The sequence below is a fragment of the Stenotrophomonas sp. YJH_SMC_14-1 genome, from assembly GCF_059372275.1.
Genome location: NZ_JCAFVK010000001.1, coordinates 647,873 through 673,816, shown reverse-complemented (window position 1 = coordinate 673,816; position 25,944 = coordinate 647,873). Strand labels below are relative to the sequence as shown.

The following is a 25,944-nucleotide window of genomic DNA, read 5'->3' as shown; positions in this document are numbered from 1 at the left end:
GGTCAGTTCCCGAACAGTCGGTTGCGCAGTGCCACGGACACCTCGTAGGAGGCACGGTAACGATCGTCGTAGGTCGTGGGCGGATTGAAGCCAACGCCGAGCACGCCCAGCTGGGCCACGGCCGTATTGGCCTGCTCGGCCGCGGCGCGCTGCGGGCTGCGCACCAGCAGTCCAAACTGCACCAGGCCAACCCGTCGCCACGCGGCGACAGCGGCAGCATCGGTACCGGTACTGACCCCGCTGGCAGTCTTCTGGAAGGCGATTACCCCGGTCGGCGGCGCGGTGCTGCTGATCGCCGTCTCGGTATCCTGGCCGTAGAGGAACTGCAGGCTCTCAATGCCTTCCACCAGCTCCTCACCGGTGGCGAACGTATTGTCGCCAGCGCCACGCGCGCGGTACAGCGCGGGTTCGCCGGCGGTATTCGTTGCCACGTAGTACGCCATCGATTCCACCCGATAGACCATGGTCACCGCGTTGTTGGCCGAATACGCCGAGAGATCGGCTTTGCTGGCCGTGATCGTGCTGCCGGCGATTTTTCCCGCAAACACGTCCACTTTGCTGCAATCGGCCACGGCAAACGCCGAGGGCGTGGTGACGGCACCGGCCGACAGGCGGGCCGCCGCGTCACTGGCGATCGTGATGTCCGGCGAAGTACCGGAGCCGATGGACAGCACCGGCGAGCCTTCCGGCGCCAGGTAGCGCATCACGATGATGTCGCTGCCGCCAAGCGGTTTGGGCTTCAGATTGGTGATCGCCGACGGCGTGCTGCCGGCAGCCCCCCAGCTTGCGCCGAGGGTCAGCTTGTTGCCAGGCGCGGTGCCCTGTGCCTCGTAACCCTGGATCGGCACCGAAAAGTCCATCGGGCTGCCATCACCCGACTTCACGCCGGCAATGTTGACCTTGACACTGTCCTGGGCGCGCACCAGGTGCGCCTGGTCATTCACGCAGCCCATGTGCCCGGCCATCCGGATGTCGCGCTCGAGGAACTCCAACGCGAATCGGGCGTTCTCCTGGGTGCGCGCGACACCTTCGGACAGCTGTGAGGCCGCCCGCGAAGCCATGAAGATCTGGGTCACGCCCAGCATCAGCACCAGGCCGATGACCAGCGAGATCAGCAGTTCAACCAGCGAGAGGCCAGCCGCATGGCTGGCAGCGGAAGGCGCGCGCTTCATAGACGGGTAACCAGGGTGAACGTGGTGATGCTGTCGGGATTGGCTGCGTTCCATCGCTCGTCTCCCCAGCCGATGCCCACCGTGACCAGACCATCATTGACGGTCACGTTGGCGCTGGCCTTGCCTCCCAGCACCTTGACGACCTGGCATTGCCAGCGCGCCACGTTCGCCTTGGAGGCTGTCACGTCGGCACTGTTGGGCCAGGTGCAGGGGCCAGCCGGCGCGGTGACCGAGCCGGCAGTGAAGGAGGCCTTGGTGTATTCGCCACCGTTGAGGGTTTCGCTGCGCTGTACGCGCATCAGCTCGATCAGATCGTAGGCCAGGCTGGTGGCCTGGGTGCGCTGGCTGGCGCTCTGCACGAACCGCACGTTCATGGTCTGCAGCAGCGCAAAGCCAAGCAGGCCGAACGCCAGCACCAGCAGCGCGATCAGCACCTCGATCAGGCTGAAGCCACGACTGCGGGCAGGCCCGCCCATGCCGGAACGACGACGTTTCATTTGCAGGTTCCTGCGGTGGAGCGGACCTGGCCGGAGAACAGGACGGTCAGGGTCCGCATGGGGTCACCCGTCTTGCAGCCTTGCGGCACCAGGCTCACGACCTGGTCGGCGGACGCGCGGCGGCGCCCCTGGGAATCGAAGGTGATGACGGTTGGGCTGGGAGCCTCGACCGCCAGGCTGCTGCTGCCCTTGGAGAAGCGCAGCACGCTTTCGCTGCCGCTGACGGAGCCATCGCCATCGGCGTCGCCCCAGGCCAGCATGCCCTTGCTCCACTCACCATCGCAGGACGTGCCGTTGCTGCTGCCGCACACCCCGCCACCATGGCGGTTGCGGATGGCCTCGCTGCGAGCGAGCGACAACAGACCGATCACCTCGTTGTTGGTGGTGGTCAGCCGGTTCGAGCGCATCGCGGTGCGGAAGCTGGGATAGGAGATGCTGGCCAGAATGACCAGGATGACCAGCGTGATCATCAACTCGACCAGCGTGAAGCCGTTTTGCCGGCGCAAAGACATTGGACGCTCCCCAGCGTGTTGATGGCCACGATGGGCCATCGTCCCGCCACCGGCAAGCGGCGGCAGGATGAACGGTCAATCCAGGGCGACGGGCGTCAAAGCCTTGACGACCCGCACCTTCCCACCCCGGCCGGCGCGATCCCCATCGCGCCGGCCCGGGCTCAGGCCAGCACCTGGTAGCAGGGCTGGTATTCGCCAGAGATCTTCATCCGGCGCTGCTCGACGAAAGCGCGCAGCAACGCGTCCAGCGCCTGCATCATGTCCGGGTCGCCATGGATCTGGAACGGTCCGAACTGTTCGATGCGACGCATGCCGTCTTCCTTCACGTTGCCGGCGACGATGCCCGAGAACGCGCGGCGCAGGTCGGCCGCCAGCGCGTGCGGCGCACGCCCGTGGTGCAGGTCCAATGCGGCCATCGCCTCGTGGGTGGGCACGAACGGCTGCTGGTACTCCCACGGAATCTCGATCGACCAGTTGAAGAAGAACGAGTCCTTCTGCGCCAGGCGGTGCTCGCGCACGCGCTTGATGCCATTGGCCATCTTCTTCGCCACCGCCACCGGGTCGCCGATGATGATCTCGTAGCGCTCGGCGGCCGCGTCACCCAGGGTCAGACGGATGAAGCGGTCGATCTGCTCGAAGTACGGCGCCGCCACGGTCGGTCCGGTCAGGATAAGCGGGAACGGCAGGTCCTTGTTTTCCTCGCGCAGCAGGATGCCGAGCAGGTACAGGATCTCCTCGGCGGTACCGACGCCACCGGCGAACACGATGATGCCGTGGCCGATGCGGACGAAGGCCTCCAGGCGCTTCTCGATGTCCGGCATGATCACCAGGTGGTTGACGATCGGGTTCGGCGACTCGGCGGCGATGATGCCCGGCTCGGTCAGGCCGATGTAGCGCGTCACGGTACGGCGCTGCTTGGCATGTGCGATCGTGGCACCCTTCATCGGACCCTTCATCGCGCCCGGGCCGCAGCCGGTGCAGATGTCCAGGCCGCGCAGGCCCAGTTCATAGCCCACCTGCTTGGTGTACAGATACTCGTCGCGCGAGATCGAGTGGCCGCCCCAGCACACCACCAGGTTCGGGTCACCCGGGTTGAGGATGCGCGCATTGCGCAGCAGGCCGAACACCGCGTTGGTGATGCCCTCGGACGACTCCAGCTCGGCCGCGTAGGCAGGGCCCATCTCGATGGCCATGTAGGCCAGGTCACGCACCACGGCGAACAGCAGTTCGGCAACACCGCGGATGATCTCGCCATCGACGAAGGCCATGGCCGGTGCGTTGACCAGGTCGATGCGCACGCCGCGATCCTGCTGCGCGACCTGGATGTCGAAATCGGGATACAGATCGCGCGCCGCGCGCGGATCGTCAGAGGCACTGCCGCTGGTCAGCACGGCCAGCGCGCAGCGGCGCAGCAGCTCGTGCATGCCGCCGGCAGAGGCATCGCGCAGGCGGGCCACTTCGGCCCGCGACAGCACATCCAGCCCACCGCGCGGGTAGATCCGTGCGTCCTGCACCGGCAGTGCGCGGGCTGATTTTTCGTTCGTGGTCATGTCCAATTTTTTGCTTCCTTCAAGGTTTCCGACTGTACTGCCGCCCCCTTAAAAAGCAAAACGGCCGGGAAGCCCGACCGTTGGATGTGTGCTCCCCGCGTTCGCCTTTCCGGGACCGCATCGGCGGCGTTGGCACCGCGCACATTTCCGGATGCTACGCCGATGCAGAGTGGCCTGCAAGGACTTTCGCCTGAACGGAAAACGGCCGGGTTTCCCCGGCCGTTTCCACTTACTGCTTCAGGTTCTGACGGATCAGAACTTGTACTTCAGGGTCAGCTGCATCGACCAACGCGACACGGCGGTGTTGCCCTTGTCGTTGTTGTTTTCCTGGATCGAGGAATTGTCGGTACGGCCGGTGAAGTTGTACAGGTACTTGCCGGTAGCCGGGTCGATACCCGAGTAGTTGGCAACGCGACGGGTGGCGTAGAAGCCGTAGTCGTCGATCAGACCCCACTTCTTGTTCAGCAGGTTGCCGACATTCATGATGTCCAGGGCGACTTCACCCTTGTGACCCTTCACGAAGCCCGGGAATTCCTGGCTGATACGGACGTCGAAGCTGTTGACCCACTTGGCACGGTGCGAGTTGGCCGGGACCACGCTGCCACGGTAGGCCTCGAGTTCCGGATTCTGCGCCAGCCATTCGAAGAACTTCTTCTCCATGTCGGCGCCGCCGGTGAAGATCACGTCACCCGGGCCCTTCGGCACGTAGAACAGGTCGTTGGTACCGGCACCGTCGCCATTCACGTCGTTGTAGTAGACGTAGCTGTACGGACGGCCCGAACGGCCTTCATAGAACAGGCCAACGCGGGTGGCGTTGTCACCGAAGAAGTTGTGCTTCCACTCCAGGGTACCGGTGATGCGGTCCTTGATCGCGTAGCGCGAGTTGTACGCAACGTTGTCGTTGGCGTTCAGGCTCAGCGTGTTGTTCCAGTTCGAGGTGTTCTGCGAGCTGGACAGCGGGCTCACTTCCTTGGACTGGGTGTAGGTGTAACCCAGCGACCAGCCCCAGTTCTCGGTCAGCGGCTTGGCCAGCGAGAAGGTAGCCTGCGAACCGCGACCCTTGTCGGTGTTGCGCAGCAGGATCACGTCGCCGATGTCACCCGGACGGTTGACGCGGTCACCCGGGCAGGTCCGATCGGTCGCCGAGCAGGCGCGACCATTCTTCTGGCCAGCCTGCATGCCGTTCGGGCCGGCATTGGCACCATTCATGCCGTAGTCGTTCCAGTACAGCGCGCGACCGTCCTGACCGACCGAACGATTGGCATTCGGGGTCATCACGTCCAGGCGGTCGAAGTACAGTCCATCCTTGACCTTGGTGAACAGCACTTCAGCCGACGCCACGATGCCGTACCACGGCAGCTCGTGGTCGAACGCCAGGTTGGCCTTCCACACCGACGGCAGACGGGTGCCCGGAGCGATCAGGTCAACGTTCTGGCGGGCCGAGGCCAGCGACGGGTTCGGGATGTACGGGTTGTCGGCGTCGAAGCTGAAGCCACCCGGGTTGCGGGTCAGGTTGTACTCGGAGTAGTTCAGGCCGGTGTTCTGGTAGGCACCTGCCAGCCACACGTTCGGAGCAGCGCCGCCGAACAGGCCAACGCCACCGCGCAGCTGGGTCGGACGATCGGTGTCGAAGGTGTAGTTGAAGCCGACGCGCGGCTGGAACAGCTTCTTGTCGACCAGCTGGGTGTTGTTGAAGCCGTACAGCTGTTCGATGCGCGGGTTGTACAGGCGCTGGGTGCTGAAGTCCGGCATGTCGATACGGATACCGAACATCAGGCTCAGGTTGTAGTTGATCGCCCAGGTGTCCTGGATGAACAGGCCGGTGTTCTTCAGGTGGAACTTGGCCGGGATGTCGTCAACGCTGCCGCCGGCGCGCGGGACGCGCACCTGGTAGGCCGACGGGGTACCGGCTTCAAACGCAGCCAGGTCGGCGAACTCGTACGCGCCGTACAGGTTGCGGCCATAGAAGTTCATCAGGTCGTTGTCGGTGTAATCGAAACCGAACTTGACGGTGTGGTCACCGATGTACCAGGTACCGGCACCGAAGGCGCTCAGTTCCTTCGACTCGACGATGTTGGTGTGGGTGTTCTGCTCGGTACCCAGGTACAGCGAGTTGTTGCCGAAGCGCACGCGGATCTGCGGCAGATGCGAGGCAGCAACGCGGTTGGACGAGTAGTCCTTGTGCGAAACCTTGAACTCGGTCGAGAAGTTCTCGGACCAGTCACTGAACAGTTCACCCATCCAGGTTTCGTACTGGGTCGGCTGGGTGTACCAGAAGTCGCTCAGCGAGATGGCGCTGTTGTTGACCTGCGGGAAGCGGACGACGTCCTGCTTCATCTTGTTGTAGCGCAGGGCCGCGCGGTGGTTCTCGTTGATGTTCCAGTCGAGCTTGATCGCGTACTCTTCGATCGAGGTCTTGTTGTCCAGCGCGCCGATGCCGCCAACCGGGTAGCCCAGGTCGGACATGCGCTTCTGCACGCGGGCGATGTCGGCGTCGCTGATGCCGTTCGGCTTGTTGTACGGGGTTTCGCCGAGGCTCACGCCGCCGCCGCTACGCTCGTACTTTTCATAGTTGGTGAAGAAGAACAGCTTGTCCTTGACGATCGGGCCGCCCAGGGTCATGCCGTAGGTCTTCTCGTCCTTGAAGCCGTTGAAGTCCGTCGTGTCACCTTCCAGGCGCGTACGGATCATGTCCTTGTCGCGGTACGAACCGTACACGGTGCCGTGGAACTCATTGGTACCCGACTTGGTCACGGCGTTGATCACCGCACCGGTACCACCGGCGATGGTGGTGTCGTAGTTGGCCAGGTCGATGTTGATTTCCTGGATGGCGTCCATCGACACCGGCTGACGCTCGGTCGGCAGGTTGTTGGAGCCCAGGCCGAACGGATCGGAGGCGCTGATGCCGTCGATGCGGATGGCGTTGTAGCGGGTGTTCTGGCCACCGGCCGAGATCGCGCCGTCAGCCTTGCTGACCTGCGAGATGCGCGGGTCCAGGCGGATGTAGTCCTGGATGTTGCGGTTGGCCGACGGCAGCGCGTCCATCGTTTCGCGGGTCACGTTGCTGCCGGTGCCCATCTTGTTGGCGCTGAACAGGTCCAGGCCGCCGGCGGTCGCAACAACGTTCACCGCGTCCAGGTTGGTCGCAGCCAGGTCACCGCCCAGGTTGGCGTTGACCGTGTTGACCTGGTTCAGGTTCAGGTAGACACCCTCTTCGGTCTTGGTGCCTTCACCGGACTTGGTGATGGTGATGGTGTACGGACCACCCACGCGCAGGCCGCGCGCGTTGTATCGACCCGACGCATCGGTGGTGGCACGCGAAACGGTGCCCGACTCGGTGTGGGTGATGGTGACTTCAGCGCCGGCGACAGGCTGGCCTGCGGCGGACATCACCTGGCCGCCGACACCGGCAGAGGTGCTCTGGGCGAAGGCGGGAGCGGCGGCGAGCGCAGCCACGAGACCAAGGGTGAGCTTGGACATCCGGAGTGGGTGGGTCATTTTTCGGTAGCCTCGATGCGAGTTGGCGATGGCGGAAAAAAAGCGCATCCAAACAGCCCTGCGGGTGGCTGGTCGGAGATTTATCTGGGGTTCCCTACCGCTTGGCTGAAGGCAGCCACAACGGTTAACACTAGATTAACACGCTACGCCATCAATGTGACGGTTGTGCGACAAACGGCACCGGATCGCAACGCAATCGTGACGGGTTCTTCACTCCGCCTTTCCCCCGGCCTCATTCCGGCAGGGGCGCCTCACTGGCGTCGAGAACCCGGCCCCGCCAGGCAAGCCCAGCGCCGGACAGCAGGGTCACGGCCGCCGCAGCGGCGGCCTCCGGGCCCCGGGCGGCCGGGTCCTGGTCGACGGAATAGGCCCTGGCGCGCAGCGCCGTGCGCAGGGGGCCCGGATACAGGCCGCTGACCCGCACCGGGCTGCGGCCGAGTTCGTCATGAAGGCTGGTGATGAGCCCGCGCAGGCCATGCTGGGCCACACCGTATCCCCCCCAATAGGCCTGCCCCACCCGTTCGGAGGCATCGACCGCAAACACCAGGGCCGCGTCCTCGCGCTGCCGCAGCAGCGGCAGGCAGGCCTGGGCCAGCCACGCCGGGGCAGTGAGCGTGACATGCACCGCACGGGCGAAACTGGCCGGGTCGGCCAGTTCGAACGGGGTCAATCCGGGGAAATGGGCGGCACAGACCAGCACTCCATCCAGGCGCCCCAGCTCGCGCTGCAGGGCCTGGGCCAGTTCGGCATAGTCGTCGGGGCCCGCACCCTCCAGATCCAGCGGATACAGCAGCGGTTCCGGGCCGACGGCCTGGACCTGGGCGTAGACACGGTCCAGGCGGCGCGGCTTGCGGCCCAGCAGGACCACGGTGGCCCCGGCGGCGGCGGCGGCAACGGCCGCCGCACTGCCCAGCCCACCGCCGGCGCCGGCAACCAGCACCACGCGATCCTGCAACGGGCGGCCATCGAGCGCCCCGTTGGTCGGTGACGTCGATGGCCAGGCACTCATCCCTGGGTCGCCTCTTCGACGATGCGCTTGAGCTCGCCGGCTTCAAACAGTTCCAGGACGATGTCGCAGCCGCCGATCAGCTCTCCATTGATGAACAGCTGCGGGAAGGTCGGCAGGTTGGAGAACCGCGGCAGGTTGGCGCGGATCTCGGGTTCTTCCAGCACGTTGACGGTGCGCAGGGTGACCGCGCCGGCTGCCATCAACGCCTGTACGGCGCGGCTGGAGAAACCGCACATCGGGTATTGCGGGGTGCCCTTCATGAACAGCACGAGTGGGTAACGATCGACCTCGGCCTGGATTTGCTGCATTACCGCCACAACCTCACTCCTTGCTTCGCCGGACAAACCGACCGCGGTGGTCGGCTAGACTGCCCACGGTAGCCGCCATTGTAAGCGGATGGAACCGGCTGCCGCCGCCCCTCTGGCCACGAACCTGTCCATGCCTGTCGAATTGCCTGCCCTGCCCTACCTTTCCGGCTCCCTGCAGCCGCACCTGTCCGCACAGACCCTGGAGCTGCACCACGGCCGCCACCATCGCGCCTACGTGGATGCGGTCAATGCCGGCATCCTCGGCACCGAGTGGGAAGACGCGTCACTGGAAGAGATCGTCCGCCAGGCCCAGGGCAAGCTGTTCGATGCGGCCGCCCAGGCGTGGAACCACGGCTTCTACTGGCAGTGCCTGCGGCCTCGTGGCGGTGGCGAACCGCAGGGCCGCCTGGGCGAGCTGGTGAAGCGTCAGTTTGGCGACGTGCAGCGCCTGCGCGAGGAATTCAACCGCACCGCGCTGGGCCTGTTCGGCTCCGGCTGGGTGTGGCTGGTGCAGCATCCGGGCGGGCAGCTGGGCATCCAGGCGACCCGCAATGCCGGCACGCCGCTGACGGGTGAAAGCACGCCGCTGCTGTGCTGCGATGTCTGGGAGCACGCCTACTACACCGACTACCAGAATGATCGCGCGCGCTATCTGGACGCGTTCTGGCAGATGGTCAACTGGGAATTCGCTGAGAGCCAGCTACGCTGAGGCAACGGCTCCGCCCCGGGGTGGTGCCGGCCGCTGGCCGGCATCCCCATCGGTGTACAGAGATGGCGAATCTGCCGGCCAGCGGCCGGCACTACCGGAAAGCAGAGCGTGGCTTCACGCGTTCTCGTGCGCGGCCACCGCATCCATCACCCGCGCCGAGTACACCAGCGCCGCACCGGCATTGAGCGACACCGCCACACCCAGCGCCTCGGCGATTTCCTCGCGGTTGGCACCGTGCTTCAGCGCGGCATCCACGTGCACGGTGATGCAACCGTCGCAGCGGGTGGTCACCGCCACCGCCAACGCGATCAGCTCGCGGGTCTTCGCATCGAGGTGGTTGGTCTGCGCGCCAGCGTTGGCCAGGGTGGCGTAGCCCTTGACCGTATCCGGTGAGAGCTTGCCGATCTCACCGATACGGCCCTTCAGTTCCTTGCGGTAGGCATTCCAGTCGAGCATGGTCGTGACTCCTGTAAAAGGAGTTCCACGCTACCACCGGGAATGTTGCGCCGACGCCTGCACCGGCGCGCCACAGCGTTGCACTGCCGGCCAGCGGCCGGCACTACCGGACTCAGCGATTGCGCAGCGCGTGCACCGCCGGCGCCACCTGGGCCTGGCGATCCAGCTCCAGGCCGACCTGCTCCAGCGCATCGGCCAACGCGGCAGCATCGTCATCGCGCAACGTGGCGTGGCCGACCTTGCGGCCTTCGCGCGGCTCCTTGCCATAGTCGTGCCAATGGCCGCTGGCCTGGCCCAGCACCGGTGCCGGGTCCGGCATCGCACCCAGCCAGTTCAGCATGCAGGCGTGGCCAAGCATGCGGGTGCTGCCCAGCGGCAGGCCCAGCACGGCACGCAGATGGTTCTCGAACTGCGAGGTCTCGCTGCCCTCGATGGTCCAGTGGCCGGAGTTGTGTACGCGCGGCGCCATCTCGTTGGCCAACAGCTCGCCATCGCGACAGAACAGCTCCAGCGCGAACACGCCGACGTACTGCAGGTGCTCGGCGACACGGCGGGCATAGCCGATCGCGGCCTGCTGCTCGGCATCGGACAGCACAGCCGGTGCCACGCTGGCCGACAGCACGCCGTCGACATGCCAGTTGCCGGTGACCGGCCAGGCTTCGAAGCTGCCATCGCGGCCACGCACGGCGACCACGCTGACCTCGCGCTGGAACGCCACGAAGCCTTCCAGGATCAGGCCGGTACGCTCGACCTGCGCGCCCAGTGCATCCCACGCGGCGTCGATGTCGGCCTCGCTGCGCAGGCGGAACTGGCCCTTTCCGTCATAACCAAGGCGGCGGGTCTTGAGGATGCACGGCAGGCCGAACTCAGCCGCCTTCGCAGCCAGCTCGTCACGGCTGCGGATATCAGCGAAGGCCGGCAGCGGGATGCCCAACTGCTGGAACAGGGTCTTCTCGCTCAACCGGTCCTGGGCCACCGCCAGCGCGGCCGGCGGCGGATAGACCGGCACGCGGTTGGCCAGGAACTGCGCGCTGTCTGCGGGCACGTTCTCGAAATCGAAAGTGACCACATCGACCTTGGCGGCGAACTTCGCCAGCGCGTGGCGGTCATCGAAGGCACCGACGGTGAGCGGCGCCAGCGGGCCACTGCAGGCGTCGGCCGCCGGGTCGTACAGCTGGAAGCGCAGTCCCAGCGGCGCACCGGCCAGGACCATCATGCGGGCGAGCTGGCCGCCGCCCAGGATGCCGACGGTCAGGCTCATTGGCGCGGATCGTCGTGGGCCATCACGTCTTCGGTCTGGCGTGCACGGAAGGCGTCGAGCGCCTGGCCGATCGCCGGCTGGTCGCTGGCCAGCATCGCAGCAGCGAACAGCGCCGCGTTGGACGCTCCGGCATTGCCGATGGCGAAGGTGGCGACCGGGATGCCGGCCGGCATCTGCACGATCGACAGCAGCGAATCCATGCCGTTGAGGGCCTTGGACTGCACCGGCACGCCCAGCACCGGCACGGCGGTCTTGGCGGCGATCATGCCCGGCAGGTGGGCGGCCCCGCCGGCGCCGGCGATGATCGCGCGCAGGCCACGCGGACCCGCCTGCTCGGCGTAACTGAACAACACATCCGGCGTCCGATGCGCGGACACCACCTTCACTTCGAACGGAACACCCAGGGCTTCAAGCTTCTGGGCGGCGTGCTGCATGGTTTCCCAGTCGGAACGGGAACCCATGACGATGCCGACAAGCGGCGCGATCGGGTTGGGGGTCATTGGCCGTCACCTGCCTTAAAGACGTATTCTAGCCATCTTCCACGCAAGACGAAGAACCATGGATCGCAAGCTGCTCGACCTGCTGGTGTCGCCGGACACCCGCCAGCCCCTGTCCCTGCTGGATGGCAAGGGCCTGGAAGCCCTCAACAAGGCCATTTCCGCCGGCGCGGTGAACAAGGCCGATGGCAACCCGCTGGCGCAGCCGCTGCGCGAAGCGCTGGTCACCCGCGACCGCAAGCAGGTGTTCCGCGTTGACGACGGCATCCCGGTGCTGCTGGCCGAGGAAGCCATCCCGACCGCCCAGATCGCCGACTTCCCGGCCGCATGAGCGCGCTGCCGACGCCGGATGCGGCCGTTGTCGCCGCCGATGTCGCGCGTGCGCTGGCCGAGGACCTGGGCAGCGGCGACGTCACCGCCGCCCTGCTGCCCGACCAGGCCGACAGCGCTTACCTGCTGTGCAAGCAGGACGGGGTGATTGCCGGCCGTCCGTGGTTCGACGCCACCCACCGCGCACTCGACCCGGACGTGCGCATCGAATGGCGTGTCTCCGAAGGTGACGCGGTCACCGCAGGCACCGTGCTGGCCCTGCTGCACGGGCGCAGCCGCAGCCTGGTCAGCGCCGAGCGCACCTCGCTGAACTTCCTGCAGACGCTGTCTGGCACCGCCACCACCACTGCCCGCTACGTGGCGGCGGTGGCCGGTACCGGCACGCGCATCCTCGACACCCGCAAGACTCTGCCTGGCCTGCGCCTGGCGCAGAAGTACGCGGTGCGCTGTGGCGGCGGTGACAACCACCGCTTCGGCCTCTATGACACGGTGATGCTGAAGGAAAACCACATCCGTGCCGCCGGTTCGCTGGCCGCGGCGGTGGCCGCCGCGCGCCGGCAATGGCCCGCGCTGCCGCTGGTGGTCGAGGTCGAGGACCTGGCCCAGCTGCGCCAGGCGCTGGAAGCCGGTTGCGAGCGCATCCTGCTGGATGACTTCAGCCCCGACCTGCGCCGCGAGGCAGTGCGCATCACGGCGGGCCGCATTCCGCTGGAAGTATCCGGCAGCGTGGGCCTGGGTGGCCTGCGTTCGATCGCCGAGGACGGCGTTGACTGCATCTCCATCGGTGGACTGACCAAGCACGTGCAGGCCATCGATCTGTCGCTGAAGCTGGGCCCGCCGCCGGGTTGAGGCCTGGCGTGGGGGCCGATTCCTTTTCCATGGAAAAGGGATCTGACCCCGTTCTCACACCCGGCGTTCACGACAGCGCTGCGACGCTGAGGTATCCCCCACAGGAGCCGCGCATGCGCCGGATGCTCTTGCCTGCCTGCCTGCTGCTGGCCGCGGCGCCGTTGTCCGCAGCGGCCGCCGAGGCCTGCGATGTTCCGCCCCGCTTCGGTCTGAGTCCGTTGGCGGTGGCCATCCGCAACACCGCCTGCAATGAGCACCGGCTCTGGTACCGGCCCTTCATCGATCGTGAAGGCCGTGCCGCCAGCCTCAGCGTCACCGAGGCCGAAAGCGATCACCTGGCAGACAATGGCCTGATCGCCTGGCAGCGCGTGGCCGGCTACTGGCGCAACAGCGGCACACTCAATGCGATGGGCAGCATCGCGGGCGCCAGCAGCTGCCTGGCGCCGTTGGGCACGCGCTACACCGACAGCGACTGCCGCGCCTTCCTGATCGACAACCCATGGTCGGCCGCGTTCATTTCCTGGGTGATGGTGCAGTCCGGCGTTCCTGGCTTCAATACGTCGCCACGCCACATCGACTACATCCGTGCCGCCTACCAGGGCGGCCCCTCGGGCGTGCCGTACCGGCTGGTCGACCCGGCCACGGCCAAACCCGCACCGGGCGACCTGCTGTGCTTCCTGCGCGACCGCAGCACCACGCTCAGCTACAGCGGGCTGGTGCAGGCACTGGGCAATGGCTCGGTGGGCCACTGGAAATCGCATTGCGAAGTGGTGGTGGCGGCCAACCTCGGCGGCGACCAGACCCTGTACCTGGTCGGTGGCAACGTGATGAACACCGTAGCGATGCGGTTGCTGCAGCTGGATCGTACGGGGCTGATCAAGCTGCCTCCGGCACGCGAACGCAACAGCACCGGCATCGACCCCGGCTGCACGCCAGGTCGCGAGGACGAATGCAGCTTCAACCGGCAGGACTGGGCAGCGCTGCTGCAGCTGACTGCAACCTCACCGCTGGTGATGCCCTCGCCCACTGCGACGCCGATGCAGCCCACTCCGGCACCTCAACCGGTCATCGTGCCCGCGCAGCCGATGTCCAGCGAACCGCAGCCGCGGCGGTGAGTGCAGCGCTTGATCCCGCGCGCGTTCGCCGCCATCTTTGCGGGATCGCCCCCTGACGGCTGACGCCATGCCCACCCTGCTGCTGTTGCTGATTGCCGGCGGAATCATCTATTTCTTCTGGAACGCGGCGCGTTCGGCCGCCGAGCGCGCGGTCGAACTGGGGCGCAATGCCTGCCGTGCTGCCGACGTGCAATGGCTGGATCAGGCGGTGCACGCCACCGGCCTGCGCCTGTCGCGCGGCGAAGATGGCCGTCTCGGCTTCGAACGTACCTTCAAGTTCGAGTATTCCTACGACGGCATCGATCGCCACGTGGGCCGCATGGTGCTGCGCGGCGACCAGCTGATCTCATTCACTGGTCCGGGCGCGGCGCGGATCAGCCAGATCCGCGCGGATGTGGACGATGCCGAGGATGTGTAAGGGCTGAAGGCGTGCCGACCAATGGTCGGCACCCACCGTTACTTGGTTACTTGACCACGCGCAGGTTCGGGCGCCCCTTCGGCGGCGGGCTGGCTGGCGGCGTATCGTCCGGCGGCGTGCCTTCCTCGTGCAGCAGCTCATCGCTGGTCGGAGCGGTCTCGTTGCCCGGGATGTCATCCGGTAGCGCCATGCCCTGCCCGGTCTCGCGGGCGTAGACGGCCAGCACGGCGCTGATCGGCACCTGCACCGGGTAGCTGGTACCGGAGAAGCGCGCCGAGAAGCTCACCATCTCGTTGTCGATCATCAGTCGCACGACAGCACGTTCGGCGATGTTGAGCACGACCCGGCCATCCTTGACCGCCGAAGGCGGGACCTGCACGCCGGGAACGCCGGCGTCGACCAGGATGTGCGGGGTCAGCTGGTTGTCGTTGATCCATTCCACCAGCGCCCGCAGCAGGTACGGGCGGTGGCTGGTCATGTGGAAGAAGTCTTCGGTCATGCGTGAAGTGTACGCGCCCGGCGCCCCGCCGGGGCGGATCACCTGCACGCCGGTCGGCGTGCAGACGGGTAACGCAGGCCCGGATCAGACCGGCAGATCGCGCAGCTTCTTTTCCTGATCGGTCAGGCTGCGGACGAAGCCCGGATGGCGGAAGATGCGGTTGCCGTAGTCCTCGATCGCCTTGCCGTCCTTCGGCAGCGGTACGTCCAGCGACTGCAGGCGCCAGATGATCGGCGCCATCGCGCAGTCGGCCAGGCTCATTTCCGGGTTGAGGAAGAACTTGCTGGCCTTGAACAGCGGCAGCGAGGCGGTCAGCAGCTCCTTCAGGCGCTTGCGGCCAGCCTCGGCCTGGGTCTTGTTGCCGAGCTGGATGGCCTGCACCTGTGGCACCCAGTCGTGCTCGATGCGCAGCATCGCCAGGCGGATGCGCGCACGCGAGAGCGGATCGACCGGCATCAGCGGCGGATGCGGATAACGTTCGTCCAGGTACTCGCTGACCACTGATGCGGCGTACAGCACCAGCTCGCGTTCGACCAGGGTCGGCACCGAGTGATACGGATTGAGGTCGATCAGGTCTTCAGGCGGGTTCTGTGGATCGACCGGAACGAAGTCGAAGGTCACACCCTTGGCCGCCAGGACCAGGCGTACACGGTGGCACAGTACATCGTCGTTCGAGGAAAACAGCGTCAGTGTATTGCGCATGCGTACGCTCGCCGCCATCAAAGGCTCTCCCACGACAGGAGACCGCCTGCCGCATCGGCGCCGCCGGCACCGTGCCGGCGGTCGACTCCTCCCCGAGTGTGCAACCGACCATCACAAAAGCCAATAGGCCCGTGAGATGGCCGGCGGCAGATTCAGTGAACGTCCTTCCAGTATTCCTTCTTCAGCAGGTACAGCAGGAAGGTGAGCAGGGCCAGGAACAGGATCACCCACACGCCCAGCTGCTGGCGCTTGAGCGCGGCCGGTTCACCGGCATACTCGAGGAAGTTGGTGATGTCCCGCACCGCCTGGTCGTACTGCCCGGCATCGACCGACCCGGGCGTTTCGATCTTCAGGCCGGTCACCGGCGGGTCCATGCCGGGCGCTTCCGCCTTGCCGTGCACCGCATGCTGCAGGCCCTGCATCTCCCACAGCGGGTTGGGCATGGAGGCATTGGCGAACAGCGCGTTGTTCCAGCCCAGCGGGCGACTGCTGTCCAGATAGAACGACTTGAGGTAGGTGTAGACCCAGTCACTGCCCCGCACACGCGCGATCAGGCTGAGATCGGGCGGCATCTTGCCGAACCACTTCTCCGCGTTCTCCTTGGGCATCGCCACCGGAATCGGGTCGCCGATCGCCGAGCCGGTGAAGTTGAGGTTGTTCATCACCTCTTCCTCGGTCAGGCCCAGGTCCTGCGCCATCCGCGAATAGCGCAGGTACTTCAGCGCGTGGCAGCCGGAGCAGTAATTCATGTATAGCTGCGCGCCGCGCTGCAGCGAAGCGCGGTCGCCCAGATCGTTGCCGGCCTGCAGCAGCTTGGTGCCACCTTCGGCGGCGGAGGCCAGGAAACTGCCCAGCATCAGGGTGGCCGTCAGGGCCAACCGGACCATCCAGCGATCAGTCATGGGTGGTCACCCTCTCCGGTACCGGCTTGGTCTTGTCCAACCGCGTCCATAGCGGCATGGTGATGAAGAACGCGAAGTACAGGAAGGTCAGCACCCGCCCGATGTAGGTCTCGTGCACGTCGGTGCCCGGGCCGGAACCAATCACGCCCAGCCACACGAAGCACACCGCCAGCACGCCCAGCATCACCTTCGAGATCCAGCCGCGGTAGCGCACCGACTTCACCCTGGCCTTGTCCAGCCACGGGACCAGGAACAGGATCGCAATGGCCGAGAACATCACCAGCACGCCACCGAGCTTGTTCGGCACCACGCGCAACATCGCGTAGTAAGGCGTGTAGTACCAGACCGGCTTGATGTGTTCCGGGGTCACCAGGCGGTTGGCCTCGGTGAAGTTGTCATGCTCCAGGAACAGGCCGCCGAAACCGGGCGCGAAGAAGATGATGAAGGCGGCGATGATCAGCAGGAAACCGGCGCCGACGCCATCCTTGAGCGTGTAGTACGGGTGGAACGGGATGCCATCGGCCGGTGCGTTCGGCGACCAGCGGTTGCCCTTCGGCCCCTTCTTGATCTCCACGCCATCGGGGTTGTTCGAACCCACTTCGTGCAGCGCGCCCAGATGCAGTACCACCAGCAGCAACAGCACCAGCGGCAGGGCGATGACATGCAGCGCGAAGAAACGGTTGAGCGTGGCGTCACTGGGCAGGTAATCGCCCATGATCCATTCGGTCAGGCCGTTGCCGATCACCGGTATCGCGCCGAACAGCGAGATGATCACCTTGGCGCCCCAGAACGACATCTGGCCCCACGGCAGCACGTAGCCCATGAAGGCTTCGGCCATCAACACCAGGTAGATCAGCATGCCGAGGATCCACACCAGCTCGCGCGGCTTCTGGTAACTGCCGTACAGCAGGCCACGGAACATGTGCAGGTAGACCACGATGAAGAACAGCGAGGCACCGGTGGAGTGCATGTAGCGGATCAGCCAGCCCCACTCCACATCGCGCATGATGTATTCGATGGAGCCGAACGCCTCGGCGGCGCTGGTCTTGTAGTGCATCGTCAGGAAGATGCCGGTGACGATCTGGTTGACCAGCACCAGCAGCGCCAGCGAACCGAAGTAGTACCAGATGTTGAAGTTCTTCGGCGCGTAGTACTCGCTGACGTGCTTCCGGTAGACCGGCATCAGGCCCGGCGCGCGGGCATTGACCCAGTCGGCGACGCCGCTGGCGGTACGGGCGAGGATATTGGCCATCAGGCAGCCCCCTGCGGATCGACACCGATGATGATGGTGTTGTCGTCCTGGTAATGGTGCGCGGGCACCTTCAGGTTGATCGGCGCCGGCACGTCCTTGAAGACGCGTCCGGACATGTCGAAGCGCGACTTGTGGCACGGGCAGAAGTAACCGCCCTTCCACTGCGGGTCGTAGGGCTCAGGCCGGATTTCGGCGACCATTTCCGGCGAGCAGCCCAGGTGCGTGCACAGGCCGACCAGTACGGAGATATCCGGCTTGATCGAGCGCAGCTCGGGGTTCTGCTTCAGCACGTAGTCCGGCTGCTGGTCCTTCTCGCCGGACTCGGGGTCCTTGAGGCGGCCATCCAGCCCGTGCAGCGCGTCCAGGATCGCCTTGGACCGCTTGACGATCCAGATCGGCTGGCCACGCCATTCCACGATCAGGCGTTGGCCTTCCTGCAGGGCGCTGATGTCGGCCACCACCGGTGCGCCGGCAAGCTTGGCGCGGGCACTGGGGTTCCAGGATTTGATGAAAGGAACTGCGGTGAATCCGACGCCGACGGCGCCAACCACAGCAGTGGTGGCAGAAAGAAAACGCCGACGTCCGGTGTTGACTGGATCGTGTACCCCATCGTTGGCCATCCGGCACTCCGATATTGATTAGGTAGCTTTAAGGCTGCCAGCGGATCCGGTGGGGGCCAGAGCCGCATTGAATCACGGTCGAGTGTAGCGGAACCGTCGCGCGCCACACAACGCATTGCAACAACATTGATTGCGGGGTTGCCGGCCAGCGGCCGGCACTACCTTTCAAAGGAGTGCCGACCAACGGTCGGCACCTACTGGTGACTCAGGGCGGTGCGGTAACGCTCGGCCAGCTGCCCGACCCGGCGCACGTAGTACTGGGTCTCGCTGTAGGGCGGCACGCCACCGTGGCGGTCGACCGCGCCTTCGCCAGCGTTGTAGCCGGCTGCGGCAAGGGTCAGGTCGCCATTGAAGCGTTTCAGCAACCACGCAAGATACTGCACGCCGCCACGGATGTTCTGCCCGGCGTCATAGGAATCGCTTACGCCGAAGCGCGCGGCGGTCGGCGGCATCAGCTGCATCAGGCCCTGCGCGCCAGCACGGCTGAGCGCGGTCGGGTTGTAGGCCGACTCGGCATGGATGATGGCGCGCACCACCGCCTCCTCCACGCCGAACTCGCGCGCGGCCGAGGTGATCTCGGCCTGGAAGGCCGAGGTGTTCAGTCGCACGGTGCCGAAGTCCACGCGTGGATTGACCCCGCAGGCATAGCAGCGCTCCATGAAGCTGTAGCGGATGGTCCGGACCGGGCCGAGGTTGGCCACCTGTGCCGGGCGCGCACTGGTGTAGTGGCGCACGCCATCCTTCATGAAGGAATACACCTGGCCACTGACCATGCGCCCGCTGCGCGAGGCGACCGGCTGTGCGGGACCGGATGCCGGCACGGACGCAGGCGCGACCGTTGCCGGCGCTGCGGCACTCGCGGCAACGGCCACCGGGTTGCGTTCGATGCTGGCCATCGTGGTGGATGCCGGCCTGGGCGCGGCCACCACCGGTCGAGGTGCCGGGCGGGTGTCACGGGTGTAGCTGATGGTGCTGCAGCGCGCGCCGGCCACCCGCTTGCTCACATAACTGGTGACGCCGTCAGCGCCCTGGCACTTGTACAGGGTTCCAGCGCTGGCCGGCGCAGCGGTCAGCGCAGCGATGATGATCGCCGTTGTCCCCAGTATCCCCTTCATGGCGGCGAGTGTCCCAGCTTCGCCGGGGCTTGCCAAGCGAGGTGGCTCAGCCTGTGACCGGCGGCACAGCCAGCAGCTGGCCGAGGCCCGCCAGGCGCTGTGCCAGTTCGTCGCGCAGGCCCGGCGGGGTGGTCCAAAGCGCCACGGGTAGGCGGTCCAGGCTGAGAATCTGCGCCAGCATCATGCCGCGGCTCTCGGCGCCCATGCGCAGCAGGCAGTGGTCTGGGCCATCCGCTTCCAGTACTCCACACCACGGCGGGATGCGGCCTTCCAGCTCGGAATGGCTGCCGGACAGGCGGAGGATGGCCTGCAGCGCGAACGGCGCCTGGCTGACCGCCTGCCGCACCATCACATCGGGCGGCGCCGGGGTGCGCCGGTGCAGGCCCGGCCCGGCGCACTCACGTACGGCGCCCATGCGGTCCACGCGCAGGGTGCGCCAGTCCTGCCGCCCCAGGTCCCAGGCAAGCAGATACCAGCGTCGCCCGTAATTGACCAGGTGCTGGGCCTCGACCTCGCGCTGGGTGACGGCTTCCTGCGCGCTGCGGTATTCGAAGGCCAGCCGTGACGCCTGTCGGCAGTGCTGGGCCAGCCGCCCGAGCAGGCGTGCGTCGGTGGACGGAAGGTCGGACAGGGTGGCCGTCGCTGCATGCACCTCGCCGGCCTGCTGGCGACGACGGGTCGGCACCAGCGGATCGAGCTTGGACAACAGGCCACGCGCGGTGTCGTCGATCCCGGCAACGGTGGCCGAGGCTGCGCGCAGGGCGATGGCCAGGGTGGTCGCCTCCTCCTCGTCCAGCAGCATCGGCAGCACCGGGGCCCCGGCCCCCAACTGGTAGCCGCCGCCGACCCCGGACGAGGCCTGCACCGGATAGCCCAGCTCGCGCAGGCGCTCGATATCACGGCGGATGCTGCGCCGGTCCACGCCCATGCGCTCGGCGAGCTCGGCCCCGGACCACTGGCGGCGGGCCTGCAGCAGGGCGATCAGGCGCAGCAGACGATGGGCGGTATGGCGCATGAAGGATCGAGGACAGAAGTCGTCCGCAATAGTGCCCCAGGATGGCCTCCAGTTCACCACCCACCGCAAGGAGCAATGCCATGAATTCACGCCAGATCACCCTGTACCACGCCGCCCGTTCCCGCTCGAGCGGCGCCGTGGCCCTGCTCGAAGCGCTGGGTGCCGACTACCGCATGCAGGTGCTGGACCTGAAAGCCGGCGCCAACCTGGCCCCGGCCTACCTGGCCATAAACCCGATGGGCAAGGTGCCGGCCATCGTCCACAACGGCGCACTGGTGACCGAGCAGGTGGCAATCTACCTGTACCTGGCCGACCTGTATCCGGAAGCCGGGCTGGCGCCGCCGATCGGTGACGCCCTGCGCGGGCCCTATCTGCGCTGGATGGCCTTCTATGGCGCCTGTTTCGAGCCGGCGATGGTCGACAAGGCGATGCACCGCGAGCCGCCGCCGCGCCTGATGTCGCCGTACAACGATGCCGAGACCGTGCTGCAGGTGGTCGAGGCCCAGCTGGCGCAGGGCCCGTACCTGCTGGGCGAGGTCATGAGCGCCGCCGACGTGCTGTGGGGCAATGCACTGGCGTGGACCACGGCCTTTGGCCTGGTACAGCCGGCGCCGGCCACGGCTGACTACATCGCACGGATGAGCGCGATGACCGCGTTCGACCGTTCGCGGCAGATCGATGCGGAGCTGGTGGCGGCCTGAGGCGTGCCGCCGGGCGCGGCCGGGGGGCGGACCCGCAGTTCCAGTAGATCCACGCCATGGGTGGATGAATACAGCCAGGCATGGCCTGGCTCTACTGGGCCGGCGCACGCGCCGGGATGCAGGTAGAATTGCCGGCTTTCCCGCCACCCGAATGGATTAAGCGCCATGACCGGGACGCCAGACGTCTTTCCGCCCGCCCCGCCGGGCGGTGCCCCGCTCGTTGCCCTGCCCGCCGGTCCGCGCAAGCCCGACCAGGTGAAAGGCAAGCTGTACATCAAGACCCACGGTTGCCAGATGAACGAGTACGACTCGGCCAAGATGGCCGACGTGCTCGCCGCCAGCGATGGCCTGGAACTGACCGATACCCCGGAAGACGCCGACGTCATCCTGGTCAACACCTGCTCCATCCGCGAGAAGGCGCAGGAGAAGGTGTTCAGCCAGCTCGGCGTCTGGAAGGGCCTGAAGAACAAGGGCCGCGAGGTCATCATCGGCGTGGGCGGCTGCGTTGCCTCGCAGGAAGGCGAGGCGATCATCAAGCGTGCGCCGTTCGTGGACCTTGTGTTCGGCCCGCAGACCCTGCACCGGCTGCCGGAGCTGATCCGCGCCCGCCGCGAGCAGAAGCGCCCGCAGGTGGACATCAGCTTCCCCGAGATCGAGAAGTTCGACCGTCTGCCGGAACCGCGTGCCGAAGGCGCTTCGGCGTTCGTGTCGATCATGGAAGGCTGCTCGAAGTACTGCTCGTTCTGCGTGGTGCCCTACACCCGCGGCACCGAAGTCAGCCGCCCGTTCGAGGACGTGGCGGTGGAAGTGGCGCAGCTGGCCGCGCAGGGCGTGCGCGAAATCAACCTGCTCGGGCAGAACGTCAATGCCTATCGCGGCCCCTATGGAGATGGCGAGTTCGCCGATCTCGGTCTGCTGATCCGGACCATCGCCGAGATCGACGGCGTCGGCCGCATCCGCTTCACCACCTCGCACCCGCTGGAGTTCAGCGACTCGCTGATCGATGCGTTCCGCGACGTGCCGCAGCTGGCCAACTTCCTGCACCTGCCGGTGCAGGCCGGCAGCGACCGCGTACTGTCGGCGATGAAGCGCGGCTATACCGCACTGGAATTCAAGTCGAAGATCCGCAAGCTGCGCGCGGTGCGCCCGGACATCTCGATCAGCTCGGACTTCATCGTCGGCTTCCCCGGCGAAACCGATGCCGATTTCGAGAAGACCATGAAGCTGATCGAGGACATCGGCTTCGACCACAGCTTCTCCTTCATCTATTCGCGCCGCCCGGGCACGCCGGCGGCCGACCTGGAGGACACGATCAGCGATGCCGAAAAGCACGCTCGCCTGTCGCGCCTGCAGGAGCGCATCAATGCGCACGCCGCCGGCATCTCCGAGAAGATGGTCGGTACCGTGCAGACCGTGCTGGTGGAAGGCCCTTCGCGCAAGAACCCGAACGAACTGACCGGCAAGACCGAGAACATGCGTTCGGTGAACTTCCCTGCGCCGGCGCGGCTGATCGGCCAGTTCGTGGATGTGGTGATTACCGAGGCGCTGACCAATTCGCTGCGCGCGCGCGTGGTGGCGGAATAAGGTGCGCCGACCAACGGTCGGCACCCACCGGGGTGGATGCCGACCGTTGGTCGGCATGCCTCAATCCAGTCGCTTGCGGAAACGCAGGATCGCCAGGGTCATCATCACCGCGATGAAGGCCAGCAGCGCCAGCGCGTCGTGCCACAGCTCCCACAGCGACGCTCCGCGCAGCATGATGCCGCGCACCAGGCGCAGGAAGTGGGTCAGCGGCAGTACTTCGGCCAGCCATTGCACCGGCCGCGGCATGCCCGCGAACGGGAACATGAAGCCCGACAGCAGGATCGACGGCAGGAACAGGAACAGGGTCATCTGCATCGCCTGGAACTGCGAGCGCGCGCGCGTGGAAATCAGCAGCCCCAGTGCGAGGTTGGCCAGCACCAGCAGCACCGCGGCCAGGTAGATATCGAGCAGGCTGCCGCGGATCGGCACCTGGAACAGCCAGGTGCCCAGCACCAGCACCAGCGTGGTCTGCAGCAGGCCGATGGCTGCATAGGGCAGCACCTTGCCCACCATCAGTTCGCTGCGCGACACCGGTGTGGCGATCAGCAGCTCCATGTTGCCGCGTTCGCGTTCACGCACCACCGCCACCGCCGTGAACATCACCAGGGTCATGGTCAGGATCACCCCGATCAGGCCTGGCACGATGTTCACCGCCGAACGCCGCTGCGGGTTGTAGAAGCTGGTCACGCTGATTGGACCATCGGCGATGCTGCCTTCGCGCAGCGGCCGCGTGTTGCTGGTCGGTCGCGTCTCCAGCGGCACCTGCGCCAGCTGGATCGCCGCGCTCTGCACCACGGTGTCGCTGCCATCAACCAGCACCTGCACCGCCTCGCGTCCATCGAAGCGACGGCGCTCGAAGTCGGCCGGCACCACGATGCCGACACTGATCTCGCCACGCCGCAGCGCCTGCATCAACTGGTCGGGCGTATAGGCTTCGCTGCGCGGCGTGATCACGCCGGTGGCGACCATGTCCTGCACCAGCGCGCGTGACGCCGCACTGCTGGCCTGGTCGGCGACACCTGCGTCGAGGTGGCGCAGGTTGAGATTGATCGCGTAGCCGAACAGCAGCAGCTGCATCACCGGAATGCCGACGATCATCGCCAGCGTGATGCGGTCGCGGCGCAGCTGGCGCAATTCCTTGAGCATGATCGCCCACAGCCGGCGCAGGTTCATGCCGCTGGCTCCCGGCCACGGCCGCGGGTGGCGGCGACGAAGACGTCTTCCAGGTTCGGCGCCACCGCCTCGATGCGGGCCTGCGGGTCGGCGCTGGCCAGCGCGCGCCGCAACGCTGGCGTATCGGCGGCCGCCTCGCTGCACAGCACGCGCAGCTGCGTGCCGATCTGTGCCACGCTCAGCACGCCGGGCAGCTCAGACAATGCGCGGCTGGCCTGCCGCGGCTGCGCCGACGTGACCTGCAGCGTGCGGCCGTCCAGCCGTGCACACAGTTCGGCCGGCGTGCCATCGGCGACCAGCGCGCCTCGATCGAGGATCGCCAGCCGGTGGCAGCGCTCGGCTTCGTCCATGTAGTGGGTCGATACCAGCACGGTGGTACCGGCGTCGGCAAGTTCAAACAGGGCCTCCCAGAAATCGCGGCGTGACTCCGGGTCAACCGCGCTGGTCGGCTCGTCCAGGAACAACAGCTCGGGCGCGTGCACGACGGCGCCGGCCAGCGCCAGGCGCTGCTTCTGGCCACCACTGAGGGTGCCGGCCAGCTGCGGCTGCCGGTCCAGGAGACGGTACTGCTGCAGCAGTTCGTCGACCCGCTGCCGGGCCTGCGTACGCGGCAGGTCCTGGATGGCGGCGAGGAATTCCAGGTTCTCGCGCACCGAAAGGTCTTCATACAACGAGAAGCGCTGGGTCATGTAGCCGATGCGCCGGCGCAGTGCCTCGGCCTGCTCCGGCACGGCCAGGCCGAGCACCTCGATCTGGCCGGCGCTCGGTTCCAGCAGGCCGCACAGCATGCGGATGGTGGTCGACTTGCCCGACCCGTTCGGGCCCAGGAAGCCATAGACCTGGCCACGCGGCACGGTCAGGTCGACATTGTCCACGGCCAGCAGATCGCCGAAGCGGCGGGTCAGGCCCTGGGCATGCACCGCGATGTCGTTGCCGGTGTTCAGAAGGTCACCTGCACCGGCATTCCCGCCGGCAGCTTCCGCATGTCGGCGGCGTCGTCCACTTCGATCTCGGCGAGGTAGCTCAGGCGCGCGACGTCGTCACCGGTCAACGCGTAGTACGGCGTAAATGACGGCTCGCTGCGGATCGAGCGCACATGCCCCTTCAACGCAGTGCCCTGCCCTTCCAGGTGCACCTGCGCGACCTGCCCGACCTTGACCTGCAACCGCAATGGCTGCGGCAGGTAGACGCGCGCATAGGGGCGCTCGCCGACCAGCATCACCGCCAGCGGCGCGCCGACCGGCGCCTGGTCGCCCTGCCGGTAAGGCAAGGCATCGACCACGCCGTCGCGCGGCGCACGCAATTGCAGCTTCTGCAGGTTCACGGCCTGCACTGCCTGTTGCGCCTGCGCGGCATCGGCGGTGGCCTGGCCCTGGGCGATATCCTGCACACGGCTGCCGTGCACCCGCTCCAGCCAGGCCTGCTCGGCAGCACGCACGCTGGCCTCGGCATTGCCGGCGGCGGCACGTGCACGATCCAGCTCAGCGGCGGCAATCAAGCGCTGCTGTGCCAACGGCTGGACCCGTCGGTAATAGGCACTTGCTTCGGCAGCCTGCGCGCGCAGCGCGGCCAGTTGCGCCTGGGCCTGCGCGATCTGCTCCTGGCGTGGGCCGATCTTCAGTTCTTCCAGCTGCGCCTGCGCACGCGCCGTATCAGCCTGCGCTGCGGCGAACTGCGCGTCGCCGCGGGCCGGGTCGAGCTGCATCAGCACGGCGCCGGCCTTGACCTGCTGTCCCTCGCGCACCTCCACCGTGGCGATCACTTCGGCCGCCGGTGCCGGCACCGTGATCCGGTCCCACTCCAGCGTGCCCAGTGCAGTCGGTGTCGACTGCCCACACCCGGCAAGCAGGCCGATGCCCGCCAGTCCGATTCCTCGCATCCCGTTGCCGATGCCCATGCCATCCCCTCCTGCGACGGCGACACGGTGCCATGTGCCCCGTGCACCCTCAATGATTCCGATCAGCCCTGGCGGTTTTTTCGCCACGCGCGGGCACGCCTTTTGCTGCAAGGCTCCGCACCACCTATCCACAGGTTGATTCGGCATCATTCCACAACCGTTGTGGAAATCCGCCAGCGCGCGGCTTTGTTGCTCGCCCGGCAACGAAACCTGCACTGTCGTCACGATGAATGCCCCCGTGCAGGCCCCCCGTGGCAGTGTTGCCGAAGCGACGAGCGACCATGACGTTTTTTTCACCAGGAC

Annotated in this window: 27 protein-coding genes; 7 read left to right on the top strand and 20 right to left on the bottom strand. The window is 66.6% G+C overall.

Annotation, left to right across the window (positions count from 1 at the left end; translation table 11 throughout):
- Window positions 1-2: 2 nt before the first annotated feature.
- The 7 genes from AC5P9P_RS03270 to grxD form a co-directional block, all read right to left on the bottom strand.
- Window positions 3-1,172, bottom strand: coding sequence for a PilW family protein (locus AC5P9P_RS03270; RefSeq protein ID WP_005408858.1), 1,170 nt, complete (start codon window positions 1,170-1,172; stop codon window positions 3-5).
- A complete protein-coding gene (gene pilV / locus AC5P9P_RS03265; RefSeq protein ID WP_005408857.1) occupies window positions 1,169-1,669 on the bottom strand; it encodes a type IV pilus modification protein PilV in 501 nt (166 codons plus the stop codon). The genes AC5P9P_RS03270 and pilV overlap by 4 nt, the downstream gene beginning before the upstream one ends.
- Window positions 1,666-2,181: a GspH/FimT family pseudopilin gene (locus tag AC5P9P_RS03260; protein WP_005408856.1), complete on the bottom strand. Its 516-nt coding sequence runs from the start codon at window positions 2,179-2,181 to the stop codon at window positions 1,666-1,668. Before AC5P9P_RS03260 ends, pilV begins: the two co-directional genes overlap by 4 nt.
- Before the next feature lie 161 nt (window positions 2,182-2,342).
- Window positions 2,343-3,731: a nucleotide 5'-monophosphate nucleosidase PpnN gene (ppnN, locus tag AC5P9P_RS03255; RefSeq protein WP_005408855.1), complete on the bottom strand. Its 1,389-nt coding sequence runs from the start codon at window positions 3,729-3,731 to the stop codon at window positions 2,343-2,345.
- Between the two features lie 252 nt (window positions 3,732-3,983).
- Window positions 3,984-7,229, bottom strand: coding sequence for a TonB-dependent receptor (locus AC5P9P_RS03250; protein WP_005408854.1), 3,246 nt, complete (start codon window positions 7,227-7,229; stop codon window positions 3,984-3,986).
- Between the two features lie 232 nt (window positions 7,230-7,461).
- The gene (locus AC5P9P_RS03245) at window positions 7,462-8,238 is read right to left on the bottom strand and encodes an SDR family NAD(P)-dependent oxidoreductase (RefSeq protein ID WP_033833861.1); all 777 of its coding nucleotides are present in this window, start codon (window positions 8,236-8,238) and stop codon (window positions 7,462-7,464) included.
- Window positions 8,235-8,555 (bottom strand): Grx4 family monothiol glutaredoxin, encoded by a 321-nt coding sequence (gene grxD, locus AC5P9P_RS03240; RefSeq protein ID WP_005408852.1) that lies wholly within the window; start codon window positions 8,553-8,555, stop codon window positions 8,235-8,237. The genes AC5P9P_RS03245 and grxD overlap by 4 nt, the downstream gene beginning before the upstream one ends.
- Window positions 8,556-8,676: 121 nt before the next feature.
- On the opposite strand from grxD, the gene AC5P9P_RS03235 reads away from it, so the two are divergent.
- Window positions 8,677-9,255 (top strand): superoxide dismutase, encoded by a 579-nt coding sequence (locus AC5P9P_RS03235; RefSeq protein ID WP_032966020.1) that lies wholly within the window; start codon window positions 8,677-8,679, stop codon window positions 9,253-9,255.
- 114 nt (window positions 9,256-9,369) lie between these two features.
- On the opposite strand, the gene AC5P9P_RS03230 is transcribed toward AC5P9P_RS03235, so the two are convergent.
- From AC5P9P_RS03230 to purE, 3 genes are all read right to left on the bottom strand, one after another.
- A complete protein-coding gene (locus AC5P9P_RS03230; protein ID WP_005408850.1) occupies window positions 9,370-9,711 on the bottom strand; it encodes a carboxymuconolactone decarboxylase family protein in 342 nt (113 codons plus the stop codon).
- Window positions 9,712-9,823: 112 nt separating this feature from the next.
- Window positions 9,824-10,972, bottom strand: a complete 1,149-nt coding sequence (locus tag AC5P9P_RS03225; protein ID WP_495232595.1) for a 5-(carboxyamino)imidazole ribonucleotide synthase — start codon at window positions 10,970-10,972, stop codon at window positions 9,824-9,826.
- Window positions 10,969-11,472 carry a 5-(carboxyamino)imidazole ribonucleotide mutase gene (gene purE / locus AC5P9P_RS03220; RefSeq protein ID WP_005412808.1) on the bottom strand — a complete coding sequence of 168 codons (504 nt, stop codon included), beginning with the start codon at window positions 11,470-11,472 and terminating at the stop codon, window positions 10,969-10,971. Before purE ends, AC5P9P_RS03225 begins: the two co-directional genes overlap by 4 nt.
- 58 nt (window positions 11,473-11,530) lie before the next feature.
- Here purE and AC5P9P_RS03215 point away from each other — a divergent pair, with 58 nt between their 5' ends.
- The 4 genes from AC5P9P_RS03215 to AC5P9P_RS03200 all read left to right on the top strand — a co-directional run bounded on the left by AC5P9P_RS03215 (window position 11,531) and on the right by AC5P9P_RS03200 (window position 14,181).
- Window positions 11,531-11,800 (top strand): Trm112 family protein, encoded by a 270-nt coding sequence (locus tag AC5P9P_RS03215; protein ID WP_005408847.1) that lies wholly within the window; start codon window positions 11,531-11,533, stop codon window positions 11,798-11,800.
- Window positions 11,797-12,648, top strand: a complete 852-nt coding sequence (gene nadC / locus AC5P9P_RS03210; RefSeq protein WP_005408846.1) for a carboxylating nicotinate-nucleotide diphosphorylase — start codon at window positions 11,797-11,799, stop codon at window positions 12,646-12,648. Before AC5P9P_RS03215 ends, nadC begins: the two co-directional genes overlap by 4 nt.
- Before the next feature lie 113 nt (window positions 12,649-12,761).
- The gene (locus tag AC5P9P_RS03205) at window positions 12,762-13,763 is read left to right on the top strand and encodes a DUF2272 domain-containing protein (protein WP_005412807.1); all 1,002 of its coding nucleotides are present in this window, start codon (window positions 12,762-12,764) and stop codon (window positions 13,761-13,763) included.
- Window positions 13,764-13,830: 67 nt separating this feature from the next.
- Window positions 13,831-14,181, top strand: coding sequence for a DUF3301 domain-containing protein (locus AC5P9P_RS03200; protein WP_005408844.1), 351 nt, complete (start codon window positions 13,831-13,833; stop codon window positions 14,179-14,181).
- 46 nt (window positions 14,182-14,227) lie between these two features.
- Here AC5P9P_RS03200 and AC5P9P_RS03195 read toward each other — a convergent pair whose 3' ends face one another.
- From AC5P9P_RS03195 to AC5P9P_RS03165, 7 genes are all read right to left on the bottom strand, one after another.
- Window positions 14,228-14,680 carry a ClpXP protease specificity-enhancing factor gene (locus tag AC5P9P_RS03195; protein WP_005412806.1) on the bottom strand — a complete coding sequence of 151 codons (453 nt, stop codon included), beginning with the start codon at window positions 14,678-14,680 and terminating at the stop codon, window positions 14,228-14,230.
- 84 nt (window positions 14,681-14,764) lie between these two features.
- Window positions 14,765-15,400 (bottom strand): glutathione S-transferase N-terminal domain-containing protein, encoded by a 636-nt coding sequence (locus AC5P9P_RS03190; RefSeq protein ID WP_005408842.1) that lies wholly within the window; start codon window positions 15,398-15,400, stop codon window positions 14,765-14,767.
- A 134-nt stretch (window positions 15,401-15,534) separates the two neighbouring features.
- Window positions 15,535-16,284 (bottom strand): cytochrome c1, encoded by a 750-nt coding sequence (locus AC5P9P_RS03185; protein WP_005408841.1) that lies wholly within the window; start codon window positions 16,282-16,284, stop codon window positions 15,535-15,537.
- Window positions 16,277-17,536, bottom strand: a complete 1,260-nt coding sequence (locus AC5P9P_RS03180) for a cytochrome b (RefSeq protein ID WP_049454044.1) — start codon at window positions 17,534-17,536, stop codon at window positions 16,277-16,279. The genes AC5P9P_RS03185 and AC5P9P_RS03180 overlap by 8 nt, the downstream gene beginning before the upstream one ends.
- A complete protein-coding gene (gene petA / locus AC5P9P_RS03175) occupies window positions 17,536-18,156 on the bottom strand; it encodes a ubiquinol-cytochrome c reductase iron-sulfur subunit (RefSeq protein WP_004151998.1) in 621 nt (206 codons plus the stop codon). The genes AC5P9P_RS03180 and petA overlap by 1 nt, the downstream gene beginning before the upstream one ends.
- A gap of 194 nt (window positions 18,157-18,350) precedes the next feature.
- Window positions 18,351-19,271: a lytic transglycosylase domain-containing protein gene (locus AC5P9P_RS03170; RefSeq protein ID WP_049431894.1), complete on the bottom strand. Its 921-nt coding sequence runs from the start codon at window positions 19,269-19,271 to the stop codon at window positions 18,351-18,353.
- A 46-nt stretch (window positions 19,272-19,317) separates the two neighbouring features.
- Window positions 19,318-20,286, bottom strand: a complete 969-nt coding sequence (locus AC5P9P_RS03165; RefSeq protein ID WP_033834738.1) for a helix-turn-helix transcriptional regulator — start codon at window positions 20,284-20,286, stop codon at window positions 19,318-19,320.
- An 80-nt stretch (window positions 20,287-20,366) separates the two neighbouring features.
- Here AC5P9P_RS03165 and AC5P9P_RS03160 point away from each other — a divergent pair, with 80 nt between their 5' ends.
- Window positions 20,367-20,987: a glutathione S-transferase family protein gene (locus AC5P9P_RS03160; protein ID WP_049402735.1), complete on the top strand. Its 621-nt coding sequence runs from the start codon at window positions 20,367-20,369 to the stop codon at window positions 20,985-20,987.
- A gap of 165 nt (window positions 20,988-21,152) precedes the next feature.
- Window positions 21,153-22,571, top strand: coding sequence for a tRNA (N6-isopentenyl adenosine(37)-C2)-methylthiotransferase MiaB (gene miaB / locus AC5P9P_RS03155; protein WP_111108361.1), 1,419 nt, complete (start codon window positions 21,153-21,155; stop codon window positions 22,569-22,571).
- Between the two features lie 60 nt (window positions 22,572-22,631).
- On the opposite strand, the gene AC5P9P_RS03150 is transcribed toward miaB, so the two are convergent.
- The 3 genes from AC5P9P_RS03150 to AC5P9P_RS03140 are packed head-to-tail and all read right to left on the bottom strand — an operon-like array spanning window position 22,632 to window position 25,641.
- Window positions 22,632-23,744, bottom strand: a complete 1,113-nt coding sequence (locus AC5P9P_RS03150; protein ID WP_049431887.1) for an ABC transporter permease — start codon at window positions 23,742-23,744, stop codon at window positions 22,632-22,634.
- Window positions 23,741-24,664: an ABC transporter ATP-binding protein gene (locus AC5P9P_RS03145; protein ID WP_012479664.1), complete on the bottom strand. Its 924-nt coding sequence runs from the start codon at window positions 24,662-24,664 to the stop codon at window positions 23,741-23,743. Before AC5P9P_RS03145 ends, AC5P9P_RS03150 begins: the two co-directional genes overlap by 4 nt.
- 20 nt (window positions 24,665-24,684) lie before the next feature.
- Window positions 24,685-25,641, bottom strand: a complete 957-nt coding sequence (locus tag AC5P9P_RS03140) for an HlyD family secretion protein (RefSeq protein ID WP_049402732.1) — start codon at window positions 25,639-25,641, stop codon at window positions 24,685-24,687.
- Between the last annotated feature and the right edge of the window lie 303 nt (window positions 25,642-25,944).

What these genes read in the sequence shown, in the direction of transcription:
- AC5P9P_RS03270 (WP_005408858.1), bottom strand. Translation starts at nt 1,172, where the DNA reads ATGAAGCGCGCGCCTTCCGCTGCCAGCCATGCGGCTGGCCTCTCGCTG.
- pilV (WP_005408857.1), bottom strand. Translation starts at nt 1,669, where the DNA reads ATGAAACGTCGTCGTTCCGGCATGGGCGGGCCTGCCCGCAGTCGTGGC.
- AC5P9P_RS03260 (WP_005408856.1), bottom strand. Translation starts at nt 2,181, where the DNA reads ATGTCTTTGCGCCGGCAAAACGGCTTCACGCTGGTCGAGTTGATGATC.
- ppnN (WP_005408855.1), bottom strand. Translation starts at nt 3,731, where the DNA reads ATGACCACGAACGAAAAATCAGCCCGCGCACTGCCGGTGCAGGACGCA.
- AC5P9P_RS03250 (WP_005408854.1), bottom strand. Translation starts at nt 7,229, where the DNA reads ATGACCCACCCACTCCGGATGTCCAAGCTCACCCTTGGTCTCGTGGCT.
- AC5P9P_RS03245 (WP_033833861.1), bottom strand. Translation starts at nt 8,238, where the DNA reads ATGAGTGCCTGGCCATCGACGTCACCGACCAACGGGGCGCTCGATGGC.
- AC5P9P_RS03235 (WP_032966020.1), top strand. Translation starts at nt 8,677, where the DNA reads ATGCCTGTCGAATTGCCTGCCCTGCCCTACCTTTCCGGCTCCCTGCAG.
- AC5P9P_RS03230 (WP_005408850.1), bottom strand. Translation starts at nt 9,711, where the DNA reads ATGCTCGACTGGAATGCCTACCGCAAGGAACTGAAGGGCCGTATCGGT.
- AC5P9P_RS03225 (WP_495232595.1), bottom strand. Translation starts at nt 10,972, where the DNA reads ATGAGCCTGACCGTCGGCATCCTGGGCGGCGGCCAGCTCGCCCGCATG.
- purE (WP_005412808.1), bottom strand. Translation starts at nt 11,472, where the DNA reads ATGACCCCCAACCCGATCGCGCCGCTTGTCGGCATCGTCATGGGTTCC.
- AC5P9P_RS03215 (WP_005408847.1), top strand. Translation starts at nt 11,531, where the DNA reads ATGGATCGCAAGCTGCTCGACCTGCTGGTGTCGCCGGACACCCGCCAG.
- nadC (WP_005408846.1), top strand. Translation starts at nt 11,797, where the DNA reads ATGAGCGCGCTGCCGACGCCGGATGCGGCCGTTGTCGCCGCCGATGTC.
- AC5P9P_RS03205 (WP_005412807.1), top strand. Translation starts at nt 12,762, where the DNA reads ATGCGCCGGATGCTCTTGCCTGCCTGCCTGCTGCTGGCCGCGGCGCCG.
- AC5P9P_RS03200 (WP_005408844.1), top strand. Translation starts at nt 13,831, where the DNA reads ATGCCCACCCTGCTGCTGTTGCTGATTGCCGGCGGAATCATCTATTTC.
- AC5P9P_RS03195 (WP_005412806.1), bottom strand. Translation starts at nt 14,680, where the DNA reads ATGACCGAAGACTTCTTCCACATGACCAGCCACCGCCCGTACCTGCTG.
- AC5P9P_RS03190 (WP_005408842.1), bottom strand. Translation starts at nt 15,400, where the DNA reads ATGGCGGCGAGCGTACGCATGCGCAATACACTGACGCTGTTTTCCTCG.
- AC5P9P_RS03185 (WP_005408841.1), bottom strand. Translation starts at nt 16,284, where the DNA reads ATGACTGATCGCTGGATGGTCCGGTTGGCCCTGACGGCCACCCTGATG.
- AC5P9P_RS03180 (WP_049454044.1), bottom strand. Translation starts at nt 17,536, where the DNA reads ATGGCCAATATCCTCGCCCGTACCGCCAGCGGCGTCGCCGACTGGGTC.
- petA (WP_004151998.1), bottom strand. Translation starts at nt 18,156, where the DNA reads ATGGCCAACGATGGGGTACACGATCCAGTCAACACCGGACGTCGGCGT.
- AC5P9P_RS03170 (WP_049431894.1), bottom strand. Translation starts at nt 19,271, where the DNA reads ATGAAGGGGATACTGGGGACAACGGCGATCATCATCGCTGCGCTGACC.
- AC5P9P_RS03165 (WP_033834738.1), bottom strand. Translation starts at nt 20,286, where the DNA reads ATGCGCCATACCGCCCATCGTCTGCTGCGCCTGATCGCCCTGCTGCAG.
- AC5P9P_RS03160 (WP_049402735.1), top strand. Translation starts at nt 20,367, where the DNA reads ATGAATTCACGCCAGATCACCCTGTACCACGCCGCCCGTTCCCGCTCG.
- miaB (WP_111108361.1), top strand. Translation starts at nt 21,153, where the DNA reads ATGACCGGGACGCCAGACGTCTTTCCGCCCGCCCCGCCGGGCGGTGCC.
- AC5P9P_RS03150 (WP_049431887.1), bottom strand. Translation starts at nt 23,744, where the DNA reads ATGAACCTGCGCCGGCTGTGGGCGATCATGCTCAAGGAATTGCGCCAG.
- AC5P9P_RS03140 (WP_049402732.1), bottom strand. Translation starts at nt 25,641, where the DNA reads ATGGGCATCGGCAACGGGATGCGAGGAATCGGACTGGCGGGCATCGGC.